Source organism: Paenibacillus kyungheensis (assembly GCF_028606985.1).
Classification (GTDB): domain Bacteria; phylum Bacillota; class Bacilli; order Paenibacillales; family Paenibacillaceae; genus Saccharibacillus; species Saccharibacillus kyungheensis.
In genome coordinates this window covers 4,662,944-4,685,806 of sequence record NZ_CP117416.1, presented here as the reverse complement: position 1 = coordinate 4,685,806, position 22,863 = coordinate 4,662,944, and the positions used below count along the sequence as shown (strand labels likewise).

General features: G+C 39.7%; 20 protein-coding genes. 12 read left to right on the top strand and 8 right to left on the bottom strand.

Annotation, left to right across the window (positions count from 1 at the left end; translation table 11 throughout):
* A complete protein-coding gene (locus tag PQ456_RS20330; protein WP_273613836.1) occupies positions 1–702 on the top strand; it encodes a Crp/Fnr family transcriptional regulator in 702 nt (233 codons plus the stop codon).
* Between the two features lie 32 nt (positions 703–734).
* Complete coding sequence (locus PQ456_RS20325) at positions 735–1,205, top strand: DMT family transporter (protein ID WP_273616368.1); 471 nt, start codon at positions 735–737, stop codon at positions 1,203–1,205.
* 279 nt (positions 1,206–1,484) lie between these two features.
* Here the strand turns inward: PQ456_RS20325 and PQ456_RS20320 are convergent, their stop codons facing one another.
* Together PQ456_RS20320 and PQ456_RS20315 are read right to left on the bottom strand one after the other, a co-directional pair.
* Positions 1,485–3,293, bottom strand: a complete 1,809-nt coding sequence (locus PQ456_RS20320; RefSeq protein ID WP_273613835.1) for an ABC transporter ATP-binding protein — start codon at positions 3,291–3,293, stop codon at positions 1,485–1,487.
* Entirely contained in the window at positions 3,286–5,022 is a 1,737-nt protein-coding gene (locus PQ456_RS20315; protein WP_273613834.1) for an ABC transporter ATP-binding protein, read from the bottom strand. Before PQ456_RS20315 ends, PQ456_RS20320 begins: the two co-directional genes overlap by 8 nt.
* A gap of 214 nt (positions 5,023–5,236) precedes the next feature.
* On the opposite strand from PQ456_RS20315, the gene glsA reads away from it, so the two are divergent.
* The 4 genes from glsA to PQ456_RS20295 all read left to right on the top strand — a co-directional run bounded on the left by glsA (position 5,237) and on the right by PQ456_RS20295 (position 9,523).
* Positions 5,237–6,178, top strand: coding sequence for a glutaminase A (gene glsA, locus PQ456_RS20310; protein WP_204826224.1), 942 nt, complete (start codon positions 5,237–5,239; stop codon positions 6,176–6,178).
* A gap of 245 nt (positions 6,179–6,423) precedes the next feature.
* Positions 6,424–7,479: a FecCD family ABC transporter permease gene (locus PQ456_RS20305; RefSeq protein ID WP_273613833.1), complete on the top strand. Its 1,056-nt coding sequence runs from the start codon at positions 6,424–6,426 to the stop codon at positions 7,477–7,479.
* Positions 7,480–7,487: 8 nt separating this feature from the next.
* Positions 7,488–8,501 carry a FecCD family ABC transporter permease gene (locus tag PQ456_RS20300; RefSeq protein ID WP_373462052.1) on the top strand — a complete coding sequence of 338 codons (1,014 nt, stop codon included), beginning with the start codon at positions 7,488–7,490 and terminating at the stop codon, positions 8,499–8,501.
* 158 nt (positions 8,502–8,659) lie between these two features.
* Complete coding sequence (locus tag PQ456_RS20295; protein WP_273613831.1) at positions 8,660–9,523, top strand: ABC transporter ATP-binding protein; 864 nt, start codon at positions 8,660–8,662, stop codon at positions 9,521–9,523.
* A gap of 161 nt (positions 9,524–9,684) precedes the next feature.
* On the opposite strand, the gene PQ456_RS20290 is transcribed toward PQ456_RS20295, so the two are convergent.
* Positions 9,685–10,341 (bottom strand): pyridoxine/pyridoxamine 5'-phosphate oxidase, encoded by a 657-nt coding sequence (locus PQ456_RS20290; RefSeq protein ID WP_273613830.1) that lies wholly within the window; start codon positions 10,339–10,341, stop codon positions 9,685–9,687.
* Between the two features lie 421 nt (positions 10,342–10,762).
* Here PQ456_RS20290 and PQ456_RS20285 point away from each other — a divergent pair, with 421 nt between their 5' ends.
* From PQ456_RS20285 to PQ456_RS20270, 4 genes are all read left to right on the top strand, one after another.
* The gene (locus PQ456_RS20285) at positions 10,763–12,124 is read left to right on the top strand and encodes an FAD-dependent oxidoreductase (protein WP_273613829.1); all 1,362 of its coding nucleotides are present in this window, start codon (positions 10,763–10,765) and stop codon (positions 12,122–12,124) included.
* A 235-nt stretch (positions 12,125–12,359) separates the two neighbouring features.
* Positions 12,360–13,247 (top strand): formate/nitrite transporter family protein, encoded by an 888-nt coding sequence (locus tag PQ456_RS20280; RefSeq protein WP_273613828.1) that lies wholly within the window; start codon positions 12,360–12,362, stop codon positions 13,245–13,247.
* A 149-nt stretch (positions 13,248–13,396) separates the two neighbouring features.
* Complete coding sequence (locus tag PQ456_RS20275) at positions 13,397–13,813, top strand: GNAT family N-acetyltransferase (protein ID WP_273613827.1); 417 nt, start codon at positions 13,397–13,399, stop codon at positions 13,811–13,813.
* 130 nt (positions 13,814–13,943) lie between these two features.
* On the top strand, positions 13,944–15,143 hold the full coding sequence (locus tag PQ456_RS20270; RefSeq protein ID WP_273613826.1) for a sensor histidine kinase: 1,200 nt from the start codon (positions 13,944–13,946) through the stop codon (positions 15,141–15,143).
* 62 nt (positions 15,144–15,205) lie between these two features.
* Here the strand turns inward: PQ456_RS20270 and PQ456_RS20265 are convergent, their stop codons facing one another.
* From PQ456_RS20265 to PQ456_RS20250, 4 genes are all read right to left on the bottom strand, one after another.
* The gene (locus tag PQ456_RS20265; protein ID WP_273613825.1) at positions 15,206–16,411 is read right to left on the bottom strand and encodes an ATP-binding response regulator; all 1,206 of its coding nucleotides are present in this window, start codon (positions 16,409–16,411) and stop codon (positions 15,206–15,208) included.
* A 238-nt stretch (positions 16,412–16,649) separates the two neighbouring features.
* On the bottom strand, positions 16,650–18,287 hold the full coding sequence (locus PQ456_RS20260; protein WP_273613824.1) for a copper amine oxidase N-terminal domain-containing protein: 1,638 nt from the start codon (positions 18,285–18,287) through the stop codon (positions 16,650–16,652).
* A 594-nt stretch (positions 18,288–18,881) separates the two neighbouring features.
* Entirely contained in the window at positions 18,882–19,328 is a 447-nt protein-coding gene (locus PQ456_RS20255; protein WP_273613823.1) for a carboxymuconolactone decarboxylase family protein, read from the bottom strand.
* A gap of 88 nt (positions 19,329–19,416) precedes the next feature.
* On the bottom strand, positions 19,417–20,331 hold the full coding sequence (locus tag PQ456_RS20250; protein ID WP_273613822.1) for a sigma-70 family RNA polymerase sigma factor: 915 nt from the start codon (positions 20,329–20,331) through the stop codon (positions 19,417–19,419).
* Between the two features lie 156 nt (positions 20,332–20,487).
* Here PQ456_RS20250 and PQ456_RS20245 point away from each other — a divergent pair, with 156 nt between their 5' ends.
* Both PQ456_RS20245 and PQ456_RS20240 read left to right on the top strand, forming a co-directional pair.
* Positions 20,488–21,726 carry an MFS transporter gene (locus tag PQ456_RS20245; RefSeq protein ID WP_273613821.1) on the top strand — a complete coding sequence of 413 codons (1,239 nt, stop codon included), beginning with the start codon at positions 20,488–20,490 and terminating at the stop codon, positions 21,724–21,726.
* A gap of 74 nt (positions 21,727–21,800) precedes the next feature.
* A complete protein-coding gene (locus tag PQ456_RS20240) occupies positions 21,801–22,298 on the top strand; it encodes a GNAT family N-acetyltransferase (RefSeq protein WP_273613820.1) in 498 nt (165 codons plus the stop codon).
* Here the strand turns inward: PQ456_RS20240 and PQ456_RS20235 are convergent.
* A complete protein-coding gene (locus tag PQ456_RS20235) occupies positions 22,286–22,705 on the bottom strand; it encodes a hypothetical protein (RefSeq protein ID WP_273613819.1) in 420 nt (139 codons plus the stop codon). The genes PQ456_RS20240 and PQ456_RS20235 overlap by 13 nt on opposite strands.
* Between the last annotated feature and the right edge of the window lie 158 nt (positions 22,706–22,863).

The window sequence follows — 22,863 nt, the reverse complement described above, 5'->3', positions numbered from 1 at the left end:
ATGAACGATAATCAAGATCAAGCGCAGGTTGAGTATTACTGGAAGTTGCACGATTTGGGAGCCCATTTTCCTCAAGTTTTATTTCCATATCTATCGGTATTCCGCTTGGAACAAGGAGATATTTTGTGCACACAAGGTGATGATATTGAGCATCTGGATATATTAGTTCATGGGAAGATCAAAATTTATACGACTTCACAAGAAGGCAAAACATTAATTCTATGCTTCAAAACCCCGCTTGAATTTATAGGTGATGTCGAATATATCAATGGCAACGATAAAGTGATTAATACGGTTGAAGCAGTGTCTTCTGTACACTTTTTGCGTATTCATCGTAAATGGTTAGTTCAATATGGGAGTGACCATGTACCTTTGTTGCAATTTTTGCTACAAATGATGACACGTAAATTTTATAGCAGTTCTAACTATTCTCGCTTTAATCTCATGTATCCGGTAGAAATTCGGTTAGCCAGTTATATGCTGTCTGTAGCTTGTGATGAAGATCCAGCAGATGATTATGAAGAATTGCGTATTTCCAGTCTGGTCGATGTAGCCAATCTGATCGGTACCAGTTATCGGCATCTCAATCGTGTGATTCAGAAATTAGCTCATGATGGATTGGTCAAGCGCACGTCAGAGTATCTAGTTATTCAGAATCGAGCAGGGTTACAATCATTAGCAGGGCATAATATTTATGAGTAATTATAGATGAAACAGGTAGGAGCAGTGACATGATATTATTTGGTATTGTTTTGGCGGCGATAGCAGGAGCATTGGTAAGTATGCAGACTGTATTTAATAATAAAGTCAATGAACGAACAGGTTCATGGACAACAACGATGTTAGTCCTATTTATGGGATTTGTGGCTTCGTTACTAGCAAGTCTGATCTTTGAAGGGAAAAATACATTTACTCTTCAACATGTACAATTATGGTACTGGTTCAGCGGCATGATCGGTGTCGGTGTTGTGTTCTGTCTGGTGCAAGGAATGAGACGATTAGGCCCTACATATGCGATCTCGATCGTACTCACAGCACAGCTTGGAACCGCACTATTGTGGGATTCGCTGGGCTGGTTAGGATTAGAAAAGATTCCTTTTACACCGGCTAAATTGATCGGGGTTCTAGTTATTATTGGCGGAATACTTGTATTCAAATTCGGTGGACGTAAAGAAACCAAAGTGAAATCAACCGTAACGGACTAACGTATCATGCTTTGATTATTATCAATATCACTCGGGATACAGAGAATCCTGGTGAATTAGTAGATACCAATCGATAACTGAAAATATAAATTTACAAAAACAAACAGCCCAAAATCATAAAAAATAAAGAACAACCCTCTAGAGCAGTCACACGCTAGAGGGTTATTCTTTGTTGTATTTTACGATAGACTGTTATTCGATCAGCCACTGTTATCTATAAATGCGAAAATCCAAGAACCATATACGCTTATTGAAATGAAAGTGATCCACTTAACTCCACTATACTACTCGATTGAACTGACTTTGGTACAGATCATGATAGAATCCACCTGCTTGAAGTAGTTCATCATGAGTTCCACGCTCTACCACTTCACCACTCTGGATGACCAGAATCTGATCAGCTTCACGAATCGTACTCAGCCTATGAGCAATAACAAAGCTAGTACGTCCTTGCATCAATTGCTTCATTGCTGTCTGAATATGCATTTCTGTACGTGTATCCACACTACTGGTTGCTTCATCCAGAATAAGCACAGATGGATTCGCAAGAATCGCGCGGGCTATCGTTAGCAATTGGCGTTGTCCTTGACTCAGATTGCTTCCGTCTGCGGAGAGAATCGAATCATAGCCTTCTGGTAATTTGTGAATAAAGGAATGGGCATTCGCCAGCTTGGCGGCTTCTTCAATCTCTTGATCGGTGGCTTCCAACCGTCCATAACGAATATTATCGCGTACTGTACCGGAAAATAAATAAGCATCTTGCAACACAATCCCGATCCGGCTACGCAAATTTTCTTTATCCAGTAGACGAATATCTTCACCATCGATCGTAATTGTACCGCTATCAATTTCGTAGAAACGAGTGAGCAAATTAATAATCGTTGTTTTACCTGCTCCAGTAGGACCAACAAGAGCGATCGTCTGCCCGGGCTTAGCGGTTAGCGATACGTCTCGCAAAATCGGTGAGCCAGCTTTGTAGCTAAATTGAACATGCTCAAAAATCACTTCACCATGCACTTGAGCAGGCAATTGGTGTACCGCTGTTTTCTCATCATCCGTACTTTCAGGACGCTCGTCCAATACTTCAAATACACGTTCGGCTCCAGCAATAGCAGATTGCAGTAGATTGAATTGATTTGCCAGTTCATTGATCGGTCGACTGAATTGCTTGGAATAACTAAGAAAACTGACGATTACCCCTACACTGGTCATTCCTTGCAAAAATAACCATCCACCCGACAAAGCAATCAACGCATAACTAATATTGTTCACCAGATTCATGACCGGTCCAATATTGCCTGACCAGCTCTGCGCACGAATACTGGCATGCAGTAAGCGGTGATTAATATCGTTAAATTCAGCAAGGCTACGAGATTCTTGAACATAGGCTTTGACAACCTTTTGACCGGATACCGTTTCTTCGATATATCCATTGAGTCCGCCTAATTCTTTTTGTTGCGCTCCAAAATAGCGACGGGTATGACGGGTGATCAATCGTGTGAGCCAGAACATAATCGGTACAGTCACGAGTGTAACCAGTGTTAACCAAATATTGAGTACTAGCATAATAGTCAGCGTACCGACCAGAGTAAGAGCACTGGTCATGATCTGTACAACACTTTGATTTAGTGTGGTCGTTACATTTTCTATATCATTGGTAGAGCGACTCATCAGATCACCACTGCTATGTGTATCGAAAAAGCGCAATGGCAAGTCATGTAGATGTTTGAATAGATCACGTCTAATCTGAAATACTGTCTGTTGTGAGACAGCAGTCATAATATACGCTTGTACCCAACTGGTCAGACTAGCGACTACATATAGAGCGAGTAACCATACACAGAGCTGAGCTAAGCCTGCATAATTACCTGTTAAAATGTAGCGATCAAAAGCGACTGTTCCTAGCAAATAGGGAGTAATCAGATTGAATGCTGTTCCGAGTAACGTCAATAGAAATACAAGCAACAGACCTTTGCGTTGTTGACGTAAATAATCCCAGAGACGGCGTACTGTTCCTTTGGCATTTTTGGCTTTGACAGGAGCGCTATTTGATCGCCCGGCTCTACCGGGCATCATCGGATTACCCATGAGCTTCAACCTCCTGTCCTAATTGCGAACGATATATTTCTTGATAGGCTGTACTATGCTTGATCAAGTAAGCATGATCGCCACGATCAATAATTTGACCATCTTCCATAATCAATATCAGGTCAGCATCCAGTACAGAAGTGATACGCTGAGCAATAATCAAGCGTGTACTGGCAGATAATCGTTCTTCAAGCGCTTTTTGAATCAATGCTTCTGTACGCAGATCGACAGCACTGGTGCTATCATCCATGATAAGAAGTGGAGGCTGAATCAGTAAGGCACGTGCGATAGATAGACGCTGTTTTTGACCTCCTGATAAATTAACTCCCCGTTGTCCGAGTAATGTATCATAACCTTCAGGCAGTTTTTCTATAAATTCATGAGCTTGCGCCGCTCTTGCAGCAGATTCTACTTCTTCTTGTGAAGCATTTGGTCGACCGTAACGGATATTATCACGGATACTACCGCTAAATAATAATGCTTGTTGCAACACGATTCCGATTGAGCTACGTAGTTGATCTAGATCCCATTGCTGTACATCTACATCATTGACCAATACAGCTCCACTGGTGACATCATACATCCGCGGAATCAGATGAACCAGACTGGACTTACCTGCACCGGTAGCTCCTAGAATCGCAATCGTCTGTCCTGCTGTAGCGACAAAGCTAATCTGATCCAATACCGCAGGAGAATGAGCATCATAAGCAAAAGAAACATCACGAAATTCAAGTCGTCCTTTTTGATGTGGATCAGGTGTGATCGGTTGAGCAGGGGCACTAATATCAGGTTCGGTATGCAATACTTCATTGATCCGTTCTGCTGAAGCAGTAGCACGAGACACAGACATCAGAGTCATACTCAACATCATAAGAGACATGAGTACCTGTGTTGCATAGTTGATAAAAGCAATCAGATCACCTAAAGGCAAAGCACCTGTTTTGGTGAGTCCACCCCCGAACCAGAGCACAGCTACAATACAGACATCCATAATTAACATCATAATTGGCCCGATTAGAGCAACTACTCGATTCGCTTTGATCGCAATATTCGTATAATCTTGATTGACGACATCATATCGTTTATTTTCATGAATAGCCCGTACAAAAGCTTTGATCACCCGAATCCCTGCTAGATTCTCTTGAGTCACTGTATTGACCTGATCTAACTCTGCTTGTACCCGGCTGAAAATAGGAAAAGCTGTCCGCATAATCCATATCAATGTCACCAGCAAAATAGGCATAGCAATCAACAAAATAATCGCTAATTTAACACTAATCGTAAAAGCCATAATCAGACTACCGATAGATAATAGAGGGGAACGCACTAACATACGCAAAGCCATTAACACTAAATTCTGCAATTGCACAACATCATTTGTCAGTCGTGTAATTAAAGAACCCGAAGAAAAGCGATCTAGATTGTGAAAAGAAAAGCGCTGAATATGCTGGAACAACTCTGCCCGAATATCTGCACCAAAATGTTGAGAAGCGATACTGGCATAGATGGTACAGCCGATCCCGCCTAACATCCCGATCAAAGCGAGTCCAATCATCAGTAATCCGGTCTGCTGAATATGCCCGAGATCGCCTTTCATAATTCCTTGATCGACAATACTAGCGACTAATTTGGGTTGCATTAAGTCCATGATCACTTCGACCATCATTAACAAAGGAGCCAGTAATGCGGCAGTACGATAAGGCTTTAAATATTTTAGCAAAGCAATCATAGATGCACCTTCTATCTTCAAATATGTAAGCGTTAAACACACATATGTTTATGTTAACGTATATTCAGATTATTCGTAAAGCATCGATTAGACAGCAGTATAATTTCGATCAAGATTAGTATAAGATGATGAAGAAAATAAAATTTGAAATGATGAGATCACAATACACTCATTAACATATAGAAATAAGTAGGTATTTGAAGGAGGACTATCGATGAGTCAAGAACAGATGGAACGATTAAAAACATTATTGCCTGATTGGTTAGAAACTAGCCGTCTGCATACCAGTCAGGGAAAGGTAGCTTCTTATATTCCAGAGCTTGCCAAATCTTCACAAGATGCTTTAGGTATTTTTATCGCCGATTCGCAAGGAAAAGTGATCTCAGCAGGAGATTGCGGTATTCCTTTTACCATGCAAAGTATATCCAAAGTGTTTACTTTAATACTGGCACTGATGGATCATGGAGAAGAAGCTGTATTTTTTAATGTAGGAAAAGAACCGACAGGCGATGATTTTGATTCGATGATCAAATTAGAATTGGTGGAGCCGGGAATTCCGTTTAATCCGTTGATTAATGCAGGAGCAATCACTGTATCTTCATTGATTTCAGGTGAGAATCCGCAAGAAAAGTCAGAGCGTGTGCTTCAATTTTTCCGCAAGCTCGCAGCCAATGATAAAATCGATTACAATTTGGCAGTCTATGAATCAGAGACAGAATCCGGTCATTTGAATCGTTCTCTGGCTTATTTCCTCAAGCAAAATGGGATTATTAAAGATCCGGTAGATGATGTGTTAGAAGTGTATTTCCGTCATTGTTCGATTGAAGTGAATTGTGCAGATTTGGCGCGGATGGCGCTTGTACTTGCTTTTGACGGGGTAGATCCTTGTTCGGGTGAAGAATTGATTCCACGTCGTTATGTACAGATAGCCAAAACATTTATGATTACATGCGGGATGTACAATGCTTCTGGAGAATTTGCGATCGATGTCGGTCTGCCTGCTAAAAGTGGAGTGTCAGGTGGAATCTTGACGATGGTTCCCGGACAGTATGGCATCGGATTGGTAGGGCCTTCACTGAACAAAAGAGGCAATAGTATCGCAGGTGTGCATTTGTTAGAACGTTTATCTAAAGAGTTCGATTGGAGCTTATTTTAAAGTGAAATTTTGATATGAAATGAAGTACATTTAGAATTTGTGAATAGTATTTAGCTAAAAAAGAATAATAGTGGAAAGTTCAAAACGTCTAAATTCTCTAAAAACAGAGGAATTTAGACGTTTTTTTGTGATAAGTGTTGACAAATGATAATGATTATCAGTATCTTTAAACATATGCAATTATAGCTTTTATAACAACGACTATAAATGAAAACATAGATTTTGATGTAGAAAGAGGCTTGCTTATGAATCGCAGCAATGTTGTGAAAGGCAGACAGACCTCACCTAAAGAGCAGATATGGTCGCGTCCTTACACAGCAATTTCGATCATCATCGGTGGGCTTGTCCTGTTGATATTAGGTTGTGCATTTTCAATTGCAAAAGGAAGTAAAGATATTCCGCTTGAAGAAGTCTGGCAAGCGTTAGTGGCTTTTAATCCTTCAAATAGTGATCATCAAATCATTTGGGAACTTCGCTTACCACGTACGATTGCAGGTGCACTGGTGGGAGCGGCTTTTGCTGTATCCGGCGCATTGATGCAAGGAATGACACGCAACCCAATCGCAGACCCGGGGTTACTCGGGGTTAATGCAGGAGCAGGATTTGTATTAGCACTTTGTTTTGCTTTTTTTCCAGGACTGTCATTTAATCAATTAATTCTGTTCTCTTTTGCAGGAGCGGCGCTTGGTGTAGGGCTGGTCTATGGAATCGGTTCACTTGCCAAAGGTGGACTGAGTCCGGTACGTCTGGCATTAGCAGGATCAGCAGTTGCAGCTTTATTAGTCGCATTATCAGAAGGGATTGCGTTGTATTTTCGAATCTCACAAGATATAGCGTTCTGGTATGCCGGTGGTGTCGCAGGGGTTACATGGTCGCAAGTAGATATATTATGGCCGTGGATTCTGTTAGCGTTGATCGGTTCTTTATTTCTTTCTCGTTCGATAACGATTCTCAGTCTGGGTGATGATGTCGCTTCTGGATTGGGACAACGTACAGCATTAGTACGCTTAGGCGCTGTACTGGCTGTCATGGTGTTAGCAGGAGCTTCGGTATCAACAGTGGGAGCTGTAGGCTTTCTAGGTCTAATGATCCCTCATGCGGCGCGTGCGATGGTAGGTGTCGATTATAAATGGGTGATTCCTACGTCTGCGATTTTAGGAGCATTGTTGATGGTATTTGCAGATACGATAGGACGATTAAGTAATCCTCCTCATGAAACACCGGTTAGTGCGCTTATTGCTGTAATTGGTGTGCCTTACTTCTTCTATATTATTCGGAAGAAAGTGAGGGATAATCTGTGAATCAAGCGATGTTTCACCGGAAGCGTACGATACGCACAACCATTACATTAATTGTGTTAGCACTGATCGCTTTTGGCGTTTTGTTGCTAAGCATGAATACAGGATTTAGTAAAATGTCTCCACTGGAAGTATTAAGTACTTTATTTGGAGGCGGAACACCGAAGCAACATTTGATTTTATTTGAATTTCGATTGCCCCGAATTGTGATTGCTTTGTTAGTAGGCATTGGCTTGGCGATAGCAGGAGCTATTCTTCAAGGCGTATCTCGCAATGGACTCGCCGATCCGGGGATTCTTGGTATTAACTCGGGAGCAGGATTAGCGGTCGTATTATATGTAGTGACGAATCCGCAACGTGAATCCACTTCGCCGATGTTATTGCCTTTTCTAGCGTTAATCGGAGCCTTTGCAGCGGCGATTATTATTTATCTGATGGCATACAAACGTCATAAAGGAATATCGTCTGCACGTCTGGTCTTATCAGGGATAGCACTTGCCGCAGGAATTAATGCATTAATGATCGTACTTACGATTCGATTAGATCCGAATGAATTTAACTTTATTGCCACATGGCAAGCCGGAAGTATCTGGGGCAGTAGCTGGAAATTCGTGATTGCTTTATTACCATGGTTAATTGTACTTATTCCGATAGCGTTGTGGAAAGCAAGACAATTGGACGTGTTCTCTTTGGGAGATGAGACAGCTACAGGGCTGGGCTCACATCTGAATATACAAAGAATGATATTGTTAGTCGTTGCAGTAGCGATTAGCGCCGCTTGTGTAGCAGTGAGTGGAGGGATTGGATTTATCGGTCTACTTGGTCCGCATATTGCTCGTCGTCTGGTCGGGCCTCGTTATGAGCATGTGATTCCGGTATCTGCATTGATCGGCGCTGTACTGTTGCTAACAGCAGATATGGTCGGTCGATCACTATTGCAAAATTCTGAAATTCCCGCAGGGGTGATGGTCGCTATTATTGGTGCACCATACTTCTTATACTTATTAGCACGTTCCAAAGCATAACAGTAAATGATAGGCGCAGTACTTCCAAGCAAAATATAAAATGAACAAGTTGTGTCGCTGTTGCTAATGATGAATGGTAATCGTTCAATATAAGATTGAAAATACAGAGTGAAGTCAGGTGTATCATACATCGGGTTCACTGAAAAGGGTGGATAACAATGGTTCGTTTAATGACGTCTAAGCTTGATATTGCATATGAAGATCGTTTGATTGTACAAGACTTGAGTGTACAGATTCCTCAAGGACAGATTACAGCATTAGTCGGAGCCAATGGTTCAGGCAAATCAACGATACTGAAAACGATGGCACGTATTATGCAACCCAAATCGGGAGCAGTATTACTGGACGGCAAATCGATCCATAAACAATCTACTCGTGAAATTGCCAAGCAATTAGCCATTTTGCCTCAGAATCCGACAGCACCTGAAGGATTAACTGTCACTGAATTGGTATCGTACGGACGTTTTCCTTATCAAAAAGGATTCGGTTCGATGAAAGCAGAAGATAAAGCGATGGTAGAATGGGCTATCGAAGCGACAGGTATGGTCGATTTCTATGATCGTCCTATCGATCAGCTATCCGGTGGTCAGCGTCAACGTGCCTGGATTGCAATGGCACTTGCGCAAGATACCGAGATTTTATTTTTGGATGAACCGACGACCTTTTTAGATATGGCGCATCAATTAGAAGTACTGCAATTGTTAGAAAAGCTAAATGCTGACTCTCAACGTACCATTGTAATGGTTGTGCATGATCTAAACCATGCGTCACGTTATGCTCATCATATGATTGCAATCAAAAATGGTAAAGCGGTAGCAGAAGGAACACCAGTAGAAGTGGTTTCTTGTGATGTGCTTCGTAATGTATTTGGTATCGAAGCGGATATCGTTACAGATCCGCGCAGTGGAGTGCCTTTGTGTCTGCCTTATGCGCTGGAAGGTCATATTGCTGAAGCAGTACAAAAAGAACAACAAGTGAGCGAAGTTCGTCATCAACATGCCATGCGTATAGCACACAACTAATATAAAATAATCGTAGATATCCGAATCGGTAGTTTTCTTCTATAGGAGAGAACTGCCGATTTTTTGTGCAAAATAAAAAAGCAAAATCGTATAAAAATGATTTTGCTTTTACAATAGAAATGATCGAAAGACGAATTTGCAAAATAATATCTGTAATCTGTTTACGGCCACAACTGCTGATGTGTCCATTGCCCATCATGGAGAATATACTGATAACGTGTATGTTTGCGATCAGGATCGGCTTGCCAGAATTCGATCTCTTGAGCATGAACAGCAAATAGTCGCCAGTTCGGTGTCACGACATCAGGATCTTGTTCGATCTTTTGCTCTTGCATAGCAACCGAGCGTTCTAATTCTTCTTCGCTTGCTAAAGGTTGGCTCTGGCGTTCTGTCATTGCAACAGCACGTGCGATAGGGGAACGTCTTCTCAAATCGATAGCTCCTGCTTCAAGCCCCATATCTTCTGCTATACCTCGAATACGAATCTGTCTACCTAACTCTGGCCAGTAGAATGTTAGTGCTACCTTTGGATTATGCTGGATATGTTGACCTTTCTGACTTTCCAATCCAGTAGCAAAATAAAACGAATCGTCTTTAGCTTCTTTAATAATCAATACGCGTGCATCTGGAAAACCATCCGAATCGACAGTAGAAATAGTCATCGCATGCGGTTCTTTAACCTTCATTTCAATAGCTAATTTCATCCAATCTAAAAAGAGATCTGTCGGACGCTCCGGTAGAGATTGAGTATCCCATGTAGGGAAAGGGCCAGATAAAGCTTTCAAACCACGCAAGATATTGCTTGATTGTGCACTCATATTACTAACCACCTCTATATCTAATTTGTTCTCACTATAACATAACCAATGTATAGCAAATAAACCCGATAATCAAAAATGGCATACTAGAAACATATCTATATATAACTTTATAAAACTTTGTGAAAATATGAACAAATTGCGAACTTATCGTAAACCTCTTGTAATGTGATAAAAATCACAATATAATAGCAATACAAGGTGAATTAATTCACAACTTAAACAAAACGAAAAAAGACTATATTAAAAAATAGAACAGTCAGCTAGAAGATGGACAGATAGAGAAACCACACACTTCTCTTACTCCTAACATCTTAATTCACCTGAATGTGACTTGTCGGATAGTTAGCACAGACTGTACACCATTGGATAAGAAGAATTTACAATAATAAAAATACAGATTTATCAGGAGGAAGAAACCATGAAAGTAGCTGTTATAGGATGTACTCACGCAGGAACTGCCGCTGTTGTTAATACCGCTAAATTATACCCGGATGCTGAGATCACTGTGTATGAACGTAACGATAATATCTCATTTCTATCTTGCGGGATTGCGTTATATGTAGGTGGCGTTGTTAATGATCCAGACGGGTTATTTTACTCTTCTCCAGATCAATTAGCTGCTCTAGGAGTAACGACTAAAATGTTGCATGAAGTGACAGCGATAGATACAGATAACAAAACATTGAAAGCTCGTGACCTGACTACAGGTATCGAACTTACAGATACGTATGACAAATTAATTATGACGACAGGTTCTTGGCCGATCGTTCCTAAATTTGAAGGGATCGAACTGGATAACATTTTACTTTGCAAAAACTATAACCACTCGAATACGATTATCGAAAAAGCACAACATGCTAAAAATATCGTTGTTGTTGGTGCAGGTTATATCGGTGTTGAACTGGTAGAAGCATTCCAAATGAATGGTAAACAAGTCACTTTGATTGATGCTGAAGAACGTATTTTAAGCAAATATCTTGACCCTGAATTTACAGATCGTACCGAAGAGTCTTTGCAAGAACATGGCATTGAACTTGCGCTATCTGAGAAAGTGGTAAAATTCACAGGTGAAGATGGTAAAGTCACAACAGTCGTTACTGACAAAGCGACACATCAAGCAGATATGGTGATCTTATGTATCGGATTCCGTCCGAATACTGAATTGCTTAAAGGACAAGTCGATATGTTAGTCAATGGTGCAATCTTGGTCGATAAATATATGCAAACAAGCAAAAAAGATGTATTCGCTGCGGGAGATAGCTGTGCGATCTTCTACAATCCAACAGGCAAACACGCCTATATTCCTTTAGCTACCAATGCAGTACGTATGGGTACACTGGTTGCTCGTAATCTAGTGCAACCGACCAATGAATATATGGGAACCCAAGGAACATCTGGTATCAAAATTTACGAAGATAATATTGCTGGTACAGGGATGACCGAGACAGCCGCTCGTGAAGCAGGCTTGAATGTAGAAACAAGCACCATGCACGATCACTACCGTCCAGAATTTATGCCGACACATGAGACAGTGACCTTGAAAGTGGTCTTTGAAAAAGAAACACGCCGTATCTTAGGTGCACAATTAATGTCTAAAGTTGACTTAACTCAATCGATCAATACGATCTCTGTCTGTATCCAAAACCAAATGACAGTCGATCAATTAGCCTTTATCGATTTCTTCTTCCAACCACATTACAACAAACCGTGGAACTACTTGAATACAGCAGGGTTGCAAGCATTAGCACCAATTCAGACGCAACAAGAAGTTCACGCTTAATTAAATAAGAACAAAGTAAATGTGTATCATGGCATCCTATTTATCATTATAAAAGTCTACCCCTAAACAAAGCCTGTACAGTTCCCCCACTGTACAGGCTTTTGTGCTTAATTTCACAAAACTTTTCGTAAAGTGATATTTGTTACTTTTTTCACAAAATAGTTGTATTAAAATTGAAATATGAAAAGGTAATTTAATTATGCGGAAATAGATGCTTATAAGGGGGATGCAACACATGGCTTATTACAAACCACAACAGATTGCAATGAATACGATTGAGACTGGAATTATCAAAGCTAAGTCGACATGGATCCAGATGTTAGTACTTGGTTTTTTGGGTGGAGCTTTTATTGCATTAGGATTTTTGTTAGATATTCGAGTGATCGCCAATACACCTGAATCCTGGGGAAGCTTTGCTAACTTTATCGGGGCGGCATTGTTCCCTGTAGGATTGATTCTGGTACTTGTGGCTGGTGGAGAATTGTTAACCGGTAATATGATGGCTGTTCCATTAGCACGGATGGCAAAGCGGATCAGTACGATAGAAGTTGCCCGTAATTTACTAGCTATTACAGTAGCCAATCTATTAGGTGCTTTATTTGTCGCTTACTTCTTCGGGCATGTAGTAGGGTTAACCGAGACAGGCCCTTACTTAACCAAAACAGTAGAAATGGCAGGGCACAAGTTAGAAGGAAGCTTTGCACAGATGTTCTTATCCGGGATCGGTTGTAACTGGTTGGTGGCTCTGGCTGTCTGGTTATCCTATAGCGCAGACAGTATCAGTGGTAAAATACTAGGAATCTGGTTCCCAACGATGGCATTTGTCGCTATCGGATTTCAGCACGTTGTCGCTAATATGTTTTTGATTCCAGCAGCAATCTTTGCAGGGTATTATTCTTGGGATATGTATCTTATGAACTTTATTCCAGTATGGCTGGGTAATCTAACCGGTGGAGCGGTGTTCGTAGCAGGAATTTATTTCACCGCTTATATCAAAAAAGAAAACCAACTAACACCTACCGGTTCAGGACATGCTCAACATAACGAACCTACTGTTTCAACGATGCCAGCAGTATCGGCTACATCAGCATTACCTTTACAACATAGCGATCAAGCTCATTGATTCAGATTAGCTATATCCCAAAAAGATCTTCATATTGATGAAGGTCTTTTTTTGTTATATGAAAAATAGATATAGAAAAGGAAAATAGATATAGTATCATGATAAAAAGTAATTGTTCCACTACAATCTCCGAAAGAGCAGGTGATATTTTGCATATTCAAGAACTATCCCTAGATCACAATGTACCGCAGATTGGAGTATTTTTAGATCAGCACAATATGAATAATGATCTTCATATCCCTGATTATGAAAGTATTCCTTTCTCACTGGCTGCTTATGAAGGGGAACAATACATCGGTGGAGTGACAGGGGCTATGGCATGGGGGTTACTCTATATTCGATATCTGGCGGTTGATCCTGCATATAGAGGTCAGGGCGTTGGAGCGAAGTTGTTACAAGCGATTGAAGATCAAGCAAGACAACAGGGCGCTACCATAAGTGAATTGACGACGATGAGCTGGCAAGCTCCGCATTTTTATATGAAATATGGATATGTGATCTTTGGAGAAATAAAAGATATTCCGATCAAAGGACAATCGAAAATATACTTACAAAAGAAGTTATAAATAAGTATTACAAATGGAAAAATATTATATATTTATAAATATGTAATATATTAAGGTTGATATTGGGTAGTTGATATTGGGTAATAGAGAGAGAACGTGAATCTCATACTGATTGATCGGGAGCGTAAAAATGAATAACCGGAGCAAGTGGAGTATACGTTACCAGGAATTAGAAGTTGAAAATATTCATTTGAAATCTTTAATAGATGAACATCTTGAATATCGCAACCTTGCTGAACAAACGTTACGACACAATGCTGAATTTCTTGCGATGTTGAGTCATGAGATTCGCACGTCGATGAATGCTATTTTGTCATTGACTGCGCTACTCGAACAGACTTCGGTCAATACAGAACAGCGCTATTATTTGGATTTAATGAATACTAGCAATGTCACATTAATATCTTTAGTGAACAATATATTGGATTTGAGTAAAATGGAAGCAGGTAAGATGCAACTGGATCATGATCCTTTTGATCTGATTAATGTTATAGAAGATTTGCTCTATTCTGTTTCTCCGCGTGCTTTTCAAAAAGAGGTTGAAGTGATTCTTGCTATTGAATCGGAGATTCCTTTATTTGTTATGGGCGATGCGCTTAAAGTAAGACAAATGATTATGAATCTGGTGCAAAATTCGATTAAATTCACACATCAAGGCGAGATACAGATATCATTACTAATGCTTGAATCTGCAGCAGAACTGGCTTCAGTACAAATCATTATTCGTGATACAGGGATTGGAATGTCGGCAAAACAACTATCTCATCTTTTTCATAATTATAGTCAGGTTCATGAGTCGGATGATCATCATTACGGCGGAACAGGGTTAGGATTAGCTATTACAAAGCAGTTGATTGAATTAATGAATGGAAAGATCGAAGTGAAAAGTGAAGTCGATATAGGAACAGAGATAAGTATCGTATTCAATTTTAAAAAATATATAGAAGTGCCTGCCATCCCCTTCAAAAAAGATCTATTATCACTGATGAATGTGATGGTACTGGATCGAAATAAGACCAGTAGTCAATTAATCTGTAATCTGCTGATAGAATGGGGAGCTAGCGTAACGTATCGACTGGAAATGAATGATGAATTTTTTGAAGACATTCAAGAGAGTACGTATGACCTGATTCTAATCGACCTGCGTACGATCAACCCACATTTGTGGGAACGCGAAAAAGCAAATTTGAAAAAACAACCATTGGCTGTATTAGCTCCTCTGGGAGATAAAGTGGAAGGTGAATTTAAAGATATGTTTAAAGCGGTGATCACTAAGCCTATTCGCAAGCTTCACTTACTCAATGGTGTATTAGCTGTAGAGATCGATTAACATTAAAAAAACTGCTGTACGATTCATCTTGACTGAATACGTATAGCAGTTTTTTTTTACTTTTATTTTTTGGCTTTCGCAAGAATCGTATTTAACAAATGTAGTTTACGGATCGGTTTGGTAATAATCGTCTGAAATAACGCTCTAAATTCGCCTTCTATTTTGTTGCCAAGTGGGGCAAGCAAAAATAGCGGTTTATCTTGTAACATCTCTTGGTGATGTTCCCACGCTTCCATATCAATACTATCTAGATCCAGTAGACAGACATCGAAATGTTCATGTTGAATCGTATTAAAAAACACATCGTTCATTTCTGAGATCAGGCTAACATCTGCGCCCCAATCAGACAACATCATCGAAATTAACTCCAGGCTAGTTGTATTATTGTCTATTAACAAGATGCGTACATCTTTAAGTACATCCTTTTCAAAAGGAATAGAAGGCAGATCAGTATATCGTTCAAATTCAATACTGACACTAAATTCAGAACCGACATCTTTTTTGCTAGTGACTTCCACTGTACCTTTCATCAATTCGACAAGGCTTTTAGTAATCGCAAGCCCTAGCCCTGTACCTCCGTATTGATGATGTTCGTTATTATGAACCTGTACATAGTTTTCAAATAATTGCGCTATTTGCTCCTCAGACATCCCAATCCCTGTATCACGAATAGAAATTTTAACAGTAAGATTTTGCTCATCTTCTACCGGAGAAAGCAATAATAGCGATACCAGTATTTCACCTTCGTGTGTGAATTTAACTGCATTTTGTAATAAATTCATAATCACTTGCCTGATTTTGAGTGCATCTCCGATCACAAACAAAGGAATATCTGACTCAATATCAAGAATCACTTCTACATTGTTTTTGAACGCTTTGGGAGATAGGGCATAGACCAGATCTTCAATCGTATTTATCAAGTCAAAAGGATGTTTTTCGATCATCATATGACCGGACTCTAATTTACTGATATCTAGCAAATTATCGACAAGAGCCATTAGTGCATCACTACTGGATTCCAAAATATTAACATAATGTTGTTGATCTTCTTCTAAGGTAGTTTGTTTTAATAAATCGGTCATCGTGACAATGCCGTTCATAGGTGTTCTGATTTCATGACTAAGCATAGCGATAAATTCTGTTTTCTGTTTTAACGCTTGCTCCGAAAGAACGATCACTTGTTGCTGATTATACGATTGTAAACGTAACTTGATAACTTCTAATTCTAATTCTCGTTGCTGTTTAATCGTTTCTATTGTGTCTTTCATACGCAACACCTCGATTGGCTTAGATTCATAATAGAATCGAAATATAGTCTTATCTATTTTATCATCTGTTATATACGTTATTGTTAACTAATTTATTATAAACTAATTTAATGAATCATATCCATATTTGAAAAAAACAGACAATAAGCCGAAAAAAGGCACTCTAGTCAGAATCAACAAGAGTGCCTTTTATAAGATTAGACTATTTTATACGAAAGGTATAAAAGGGAAGCAGTAATTACATTGATTTCGTTAATGTAATTTCACCAGTAGATTTATTCCATTTAACATCCCAACCTAGCAATTCAGTGATGGAGCGTAAAGGAACCATTGTTCTACCGTTGCTATCTACCATAGATACTGCTTCGATTTTTTGAGTTTTACCGTTAACATCAACAGTGTTTTTACCAACCCAGAATTTCATTGTATCTTTACCAGCCATTACTGTAACTTGACCAGCAGATTTATCCCAAGCTACTTTAGCGCCAATACCTTCTGCAAGGTAACGCAATGGAATGTACGTTGTACCGTTTTTCACCATAGGCATTGTATCCATTGTTGTCATTTTGTCGCCAACTTTAAGTTGTTTGCTGTTTAATTTCATCCATACTGTCATCATAGAAGCATCTTTAGCAGGTGTTGCTGGTTTAGCTGGCATAGGTTTAGCAGCAGTCATTTTGAATTTATCAGGGTATTGTTTTACAATTGCGCCACCCAAAGCTTCGCCGATACCGAACATTGTTTTGAATCCTTCACGATCTGCTTTGTATGCAGCTTCATATTTCTTAGCAGCATAGTTATCGATAACCATTTGAACTTGACCTTCATGAGCGACTAATGCTTTTTTAGCAGCAGCTGCAGGCAAGTTGTTTGCTGTTGCTGTACCTAAGAAAGTAGAGAATTCTGTTGTGAAATCACTAATACGATCTTTTACAGCTTGTAGAGATGTTTTGTCACCTTTTTTCAATGCTGTTACATAATCACTTTGTGCTTTGATGTGGTTGGTTACCCAGATTTTTTCGAACTGGTTACCACCTTCTGCACCATAGATCGAAGTGATTGCTTTTTTGAATGCTGCTGTGTTGCTAGCTTCTGCTTTGATCAATGCTGCAGAATCTTTATCTTCGCCATTGTATTGTTTTTGCATTTGCAATACAGACAATGCAAAGTGTTCTGCTGCTAATTGGTTTAGTGCAGAGCGTAGGTCAGCTGCTGGTGTATCTACAGAACCGTTGTTGAATTTAGCAGGATTTTGAGCAACGATTGCTCCTGATAGCGCTTTACTTACTGTGAACATTGTAGCGAAACCTTCACGATATTCTGTGTAAGCACCTGTGTAATCGCCAGCTACATATTTTTCAAATACGTCTTGTACTTGATCTTCATGTAGACGAAGAGCTTGAGCAGCCGCTTTTTGTGGCAATTTGCCTTCTGTAGCTGTTGCTAGGAATTTAGAGAACTCATCTACAAAGCTTTGTACTTGAGCTTCTGCTTTTTTGATAGCGGCTTTGTTGTCCATTTTAGTTGCTTTTACCAAGTTGTCTGTGTATTTGTTGTGAGCACGGAAAATTCGTTCAAATTCAGCCGCGCCTGCTTTACCGTAGATTGCTTCGATAGCAGGTTGCATATCTAGCGCATTTTGATCCAATGCATCGTATGCTTGTTTAGCATCAGGTGCACCTTCGTATGCTTTAGTCATTGCAACAACAGCTAATGCGAAATGCTCGGAAAGTAAGTAATCAAGTCCTGCACGAAGGTCAGCAGCTTTTGTGCTAACTGTAGGAGTCGCTGTTGTTGGTGTTGCTGCGAATGCTCCTGTTGTTGGAAGAAGTAAAGAAAGACTTAATGCGGGTACAATTAGTTTTTGAATTTTCATAAGTAAGCTCCCTTTGTATTTACATTTTTTTGTGTGTATCAAATGTTGCCGTCCATACACAGATGAACGAAAGATAATTGGTTTTGGATCACTTTATTTATTTTTTTATTTCAAAAGCGAGGCTGAAGCGAAGTCATATCATGCTCTCATTGCAGTCATGACGACTGTTTCTTTATCATACGTTCCTGACCTTGCTACCCGATCACCAGCCCCACTGTAGTAGAATAATGAACTTACCTTTTTTTACTTGCATACTCACGAATAATGTATAAACACATTTCTCAGAAATTAAACTAAGTGTCTTATATAATTTTAAAGAATAGCGGAAATAGAAGAAAAGAGAATAAAAAAAGTGCCCTTATGATAAGGGCACTTTCATCATTTATATGTATGATGTAGGAAATAGAATAGGTCAAAACAAATGAAATCCGCCATAGTGCGGTTCGGGGGAACGAAACCGTAATATGGCGGATTCCGGGAGTGGTCCATGATATAGCAGAAGTGAGAACGAAGGGGACATCATTCTCGCCAATTGCCGTTACTTATTGTTAAACACGGACACAAATATTGAAACAGGTCATTTATAAATTTTTTTTAATCTTTACAACCCGGAAACATACCGGTCGAAATCGCTATGCGATTCCAGTTATTGATGGTGTTAATCGCTACAATAATATCCATATATTGTTTCTCGCTAAAGTGCTGTAACACCTCATTGTATACAGCTTGAGGTACTCCTTGCACTGTAATTTCAGTTACCACTTCAGTAAGATGAAGAACTGCTTTTTCAGCGTCTGTATAATAAGGGCATTCTCTCCATACACTGGTCAAAGCGATCCGTTCTTCCGATTCACCCATTTTGCGCAAATCGCGTGTATGAGCATCCAGACAGAACGCACATCCATTGATTTGTGAAGCGCGAATTTTGATCAATTCATATAGAACAGGGTCAAGATCCTGTTCTTTGATAAATTTCTCCATTTGCCCCATAAGGGAATAGACTTTCGGGTGTACTTTGTAATAATCCATACGTGTTTGCATTGGTTATCCTCCTGAAATATAAAATAGTCACAAGCTTGATAGAAGCTTATATAGACTAGACAAATGAGGAAACCGATTTGTGACAAGCTTAGCTAATTTTGTCTGGATTCGAGATCATAAAGATATGATCGACTTGTCCTGATGCATTATATCTAAAGGAATAAACGGCTACCGTTACCCCTTCACGCTGAAGTTGTAGACCTATTTCACCATTGATCGATATGATCGACCATTCTCCTGTCAGTGACCCTTTAGCAGCAATACCATTGAAGAACGAAATCACACGTCGACGATCGAAAATAGGACGTAAAGCCGATTTAACTTTACCACCGCCATCTGTGTAAAGACGCATATCCTGTTGAAGTAATTCCAATAAAGAAGAAAAGTTACCTGTCTGAGTAGCTTGCAAAAAAGCACGCGTAAATGCTAATTTGTGCTCAGAGGCAATCGATTCAGACGCTTGCGCTTCTTGTAGCTTGGGCACAGCACGACTGAATATTTTGCGGCAATTAGCTTCTGAACGATTCATCCATTGGGCAATCTCTCGATAAGAAAAATCAAAGGATTGTCGTAATACAAAAATCGCACGCTCTACAGGTGTCAATTGATCGAGCAGTACCATCACTGCATAACTAATATCATCGGTTAGTATAATAGAAGTATCTGCACTTTCTGTTAACTCCGATGTACGTGAAGATACTGAAGATGAAGACCATTCGTTCACCTGAGGTTCAGGCAACCATACCCCCGGATACTCTACACGTTTGATTCGTGCCGATTCCAGTACATTCAAGCTTCGATTGACTGTCGACTGAATCAGATAAGCACGAATATTATTAACTTGCTCATGATTCCAGTTGCTAGTACTCAGATGGATAAAAAGGTCTTGTACAATATCTTCAGCTTCGGTACGCATCCCTGTAATGCGATAAGCAACAGCAGTCAGTAATGAACGATATTCTACATATAAGTGTTCGATATGGTTACTAAATAAAGAAGTCATAGTGGAAATCTATCTCCTTATTAATATCAGTAATACGATAGGAATAATCGATGTACAGCGTTACATGGTACACTTGCTGAATTTCTGTCCTCTATATCATACTAGAAATATTGTGCTTATTCTGTGCGTGATCAACAAGAAAGGAACTCTCATCTTATGAATTGGCTTAGATCGTATCCACGCGAAATACAAGTTTTTTTACTGGCTAGCCTGATCAGTGCAGCAGGTGGATCATTAATGTGGCCCCTAACTACACTTTATGTCTATCAGGAGCTCGGTCGCACGATGACCGATGCAGGTTTTGTAGTTCTTTTGCAATCACTGGGTGGTATCGGTGGACAATTGCTTGGAGGTACATTATATCATCGTCTAGGTGTCAAAAAGTTAATCGTAGGTTCATTGTCATTAAATGCATTGTGTTTGTTTGCATTGCCTTTTGTCAGTCAGAACTGGCATCTGTATATGATTACAATGATATTTGTAGGATTATTTAATGCGATGTCTTTGCCAGCTATTCAAGCATTTATAGGCTTTCGCTTTGCAGATCGCCGCGGACAATTATTCAATATTGTATATGTTGCTAACAATATTGGGGTGGCACTAGGAACCGCTCTATGCGGAGTGCTAGCAGATATTTCGTATCATTTAACATTTGTACTTAACGGGGTAAGTTGTGCATTGTTTGCCGGTTTCTTTTTTGTATATTTGACCAAAATCGGCGAAGGCGAACGTACTCGTGTGCAGGAAGAAGATGTACATAATCCGGGTCGACCACAAGTCCATACAGAAAAGCGTCCATTATGGTTACTATCTCAAGTGAGAGTCTACTTATATATGGGAATTGGTTCGTTGTTTCTATGGTTAGGTAATTCAATCTGGAATACAGGCGTATCTCCTTTTATCGTCAGTTCAGGTATGTTAATTAGTTATTACAGTCTGTTATGGACGTTAAACGGTGTATTGATCTTCGCAGGTCAACCGTTCGTGAATTTTATCCGCCGCGTAGCTGCTCGGACAGCTGAAGCTCAAATGACTGCCAGTGCTCTTTTTTATTTGTTTGGCTATATTGTTATTTTAGGATTTCATAATTATCCGGCGATGATTGTAGCGATGATTCTGATTACATTTGGCGAGATGTTGTTATCTCCAGCTATTCCTTCGTATGTCTCTGAAAAAACCGGATTGTATGCTCCATTCTATCTAGGAGTAGCCGGAGGAATAGGTGCAGTCGGACGGGTCATCGGGCCCTATATTATGGGCGTATTTTATGATGCTGGTGGGCTTCATCCTGTAGCATGGGTGGCTGTATTAGCAGGTATTCTTTCTTTAGCATTCTTTATGCTTCATCATTATGTACAAAGAAAAGCAGTATCACTTCCTCAGTCTTCTAGCTAATACTTGAGTGTAAAACGAATGATATACTATACTCAAAGGATAAAGACCAAATAGATAAGAGAAGGTGCGTATACATGTCGGTTCAGCCTGTTGATAAGCTAGTGACTCGATTGTCGATTATGAATGATGCTCAATATTTAATAGAAATTGATCATTTGGTATGGAATGATAATAACACTCCATGTGTACTACAATACGGATCACGTCAGCAATATTTGCAAGATCATCCACCGGGTACGCAACTGGTTGCTATATTAGGAGAACAGATCTGCGGATATGTAGGATTTCAACATCCTACGTATGTTTCTACCAATCAACATGTATACGATATTCATATTGCGATTCACCCTGATTATCAAGGCAAAGGAATAGGGCGCAAATTGATCGAATCATTAGGTGAATTTGCTCGGTCACAACAAATACGTAAATTAACGCTTCGTGTGCTTTCAACTAACAAAGAAGCCTTCCAATTCTACAAAAAGCTAGGCTTTGTAGAAAACGGAAGACTTCCTGAAGAGTTCTATATTAACGGGCAATATGTGGATGATATCTTGATGACTTACTGGCTGTAGGAAGTCTGACCATAGACACTCTTTGTAATGAGATCGGTCAATTCTGCTTTTTGTGCCCGGTATGTATCCGGTGACAATAATCCTTTATTTAATCGTTCATTTAACATCTCTGTCATCTGCGCAACCTGCAAGTCGATTACGGCTTGTGGGTTTTTGTTATGTCGACGTGCTGTTTCAGCAAGTGATCTGCCTTCATATAAATCTTCATAGACATCCTCATCCGACGAAGCGCCAAGTGTACTCAGGAACGTATCCTGTTGCTCACTCGTCAACGAAGAACCAGACGCACTCGATGGCGTTTGAGCATTTGCTTCTTCCCCTAGCAACATGCTACTGATCGCAAGTCCTAGAAGCAACGTACTGATCATCGCTTTACGTGAACGGTGGTTTTTTTTCGTGCTTTTCATCATGGATACCTCATTTCATACTATTGTTAAAAGTAGAGCATTACCCTTTAACGTAATGTGCTCTATCGTTATCTTAAACAGCTTGCCTTAAAAGAAACTTAAAGGAACGTAAAGGTAAGCTAAAACCTCTCTTTTTTGTTTCAACCCTGTGTCAGATT

Coding starts and splice junctions, on each gene's coding strand:
- PQ456_RS20330 (WP_273613836.1), top strand. CDS start 1: ATGAACGATAATCAAGATCAAGCGCAGGTTGAGTATTACTGGAAGTTG.
- PQ456_RS20320 (WP_273613835.1), bottom strand. CDS start 3,293: ATGGGTAATCCGATGATGCCCGGTAGAGCCGGGCGATCAAATAGCGCT.
- PQ456_RS20315 (WP_273613834.1), bottom strand. CDS start 5,022: ATGATTGCTTTGCTAAAATATTTAAAGCCTTATCGTACTGCCGCATTA.
- glsA (WP_204826224.1), top strand. CDS start 5,237: ATGAGTCAAGAACAGATGGAACGATTAAAAACATTATTGCCTGATTGG.
- PQ456_RS20305 (WP_273613833.1), top strand. CDS start 6,424: ATGAATCGCAGCAATGTTGTGAAAGGCAGACAGACCTCACCTAAAGAG.
- PQ456_RS20300 (WP_373462052.1), top strand. CDS start 7,488: ATGTTTCACCGGAAGCGTACGATACGCACAACCATTACATTAATTGTG.
- PQ456_RS20295 (WP_273613831.1), top strand. CDS start 8,660: ATGGTTCGTTTAATGACGTCTAAGCTTGATATTGCATATGAAGATCGT.
- PQ456_RS20290 (WP_273613830.1), bottom strand. CDS start 10,341: ATGAGTGCACAATCAAGCAATATCTTGCGTGGTTTGAAAGCTTTATCT.
- PQ456_RS20285 (WP_273613829.1), top strand. CDS start 10,763: ATGAAAGTAGCTGTTATAGGATGTACTCACGCAGGAACTGCCGCTGTT.
- PQ456_RS20280 (WP_273613828.1), top strand. CDS start 12,360: ATGGCTTATTACAAACCACAACAGATTGCAATGAATACGATTGAGACT.
- PQ456_RS20270 (WP_273613826.1), top strand. CDS start 13,944: ATGAATAACCGGAGCAAGTGGAGTATACGTTACCAGGAATTAGAAGTT.
- PQ456_RS20265 (WP_273613825.1), bottom strand. CDS start 16,411: ATGAAAGACACAATAGAAACGATTAAACAGCAACGAGAATTAGAATTA.
- PQ456_RS20260 (WP_273613824.1), bottom strand. CDS start 18,287: ATGAAAATTCAAAAACTAATTGTACCCGCATTAAGTCTTTCTTTACTT.
- PQ456_RS20255 (WP_273613823.1), bottom strand. CDS start 19,328: ATGCAAACACGTATGGATTATTACAAAGTACACCCGAAAGTCTATTCC.
- PQ456_RS20250 (WP_273613822.1), bottom strand. CDS start 20,331: ATGACTTCTTTATTTAGTAACCATATCGAACACTTATATGTAGAATAT.
- PQ456_RS20245 (WP_273613821.1), top strand. CDS start 20,488: ATGAATTGGCTTAGATCGTATCCACGCGAAATACAAGTTTTTTTACTG.
- PQ456_RS20240 (WP_273613820.1), top strand. CDS start 21,801: ATGTCGGTTCAGCCTGTTGATAAGCTAGTGACTCGATTGTCGATTATG.
- PQ456_RS20235 (WP_273613819.1), bottom strand. CDS start 22,705: ATGAAAAGCACGAAAAAAAACCACCGTTCACGTAAAGCGATGATCAGT.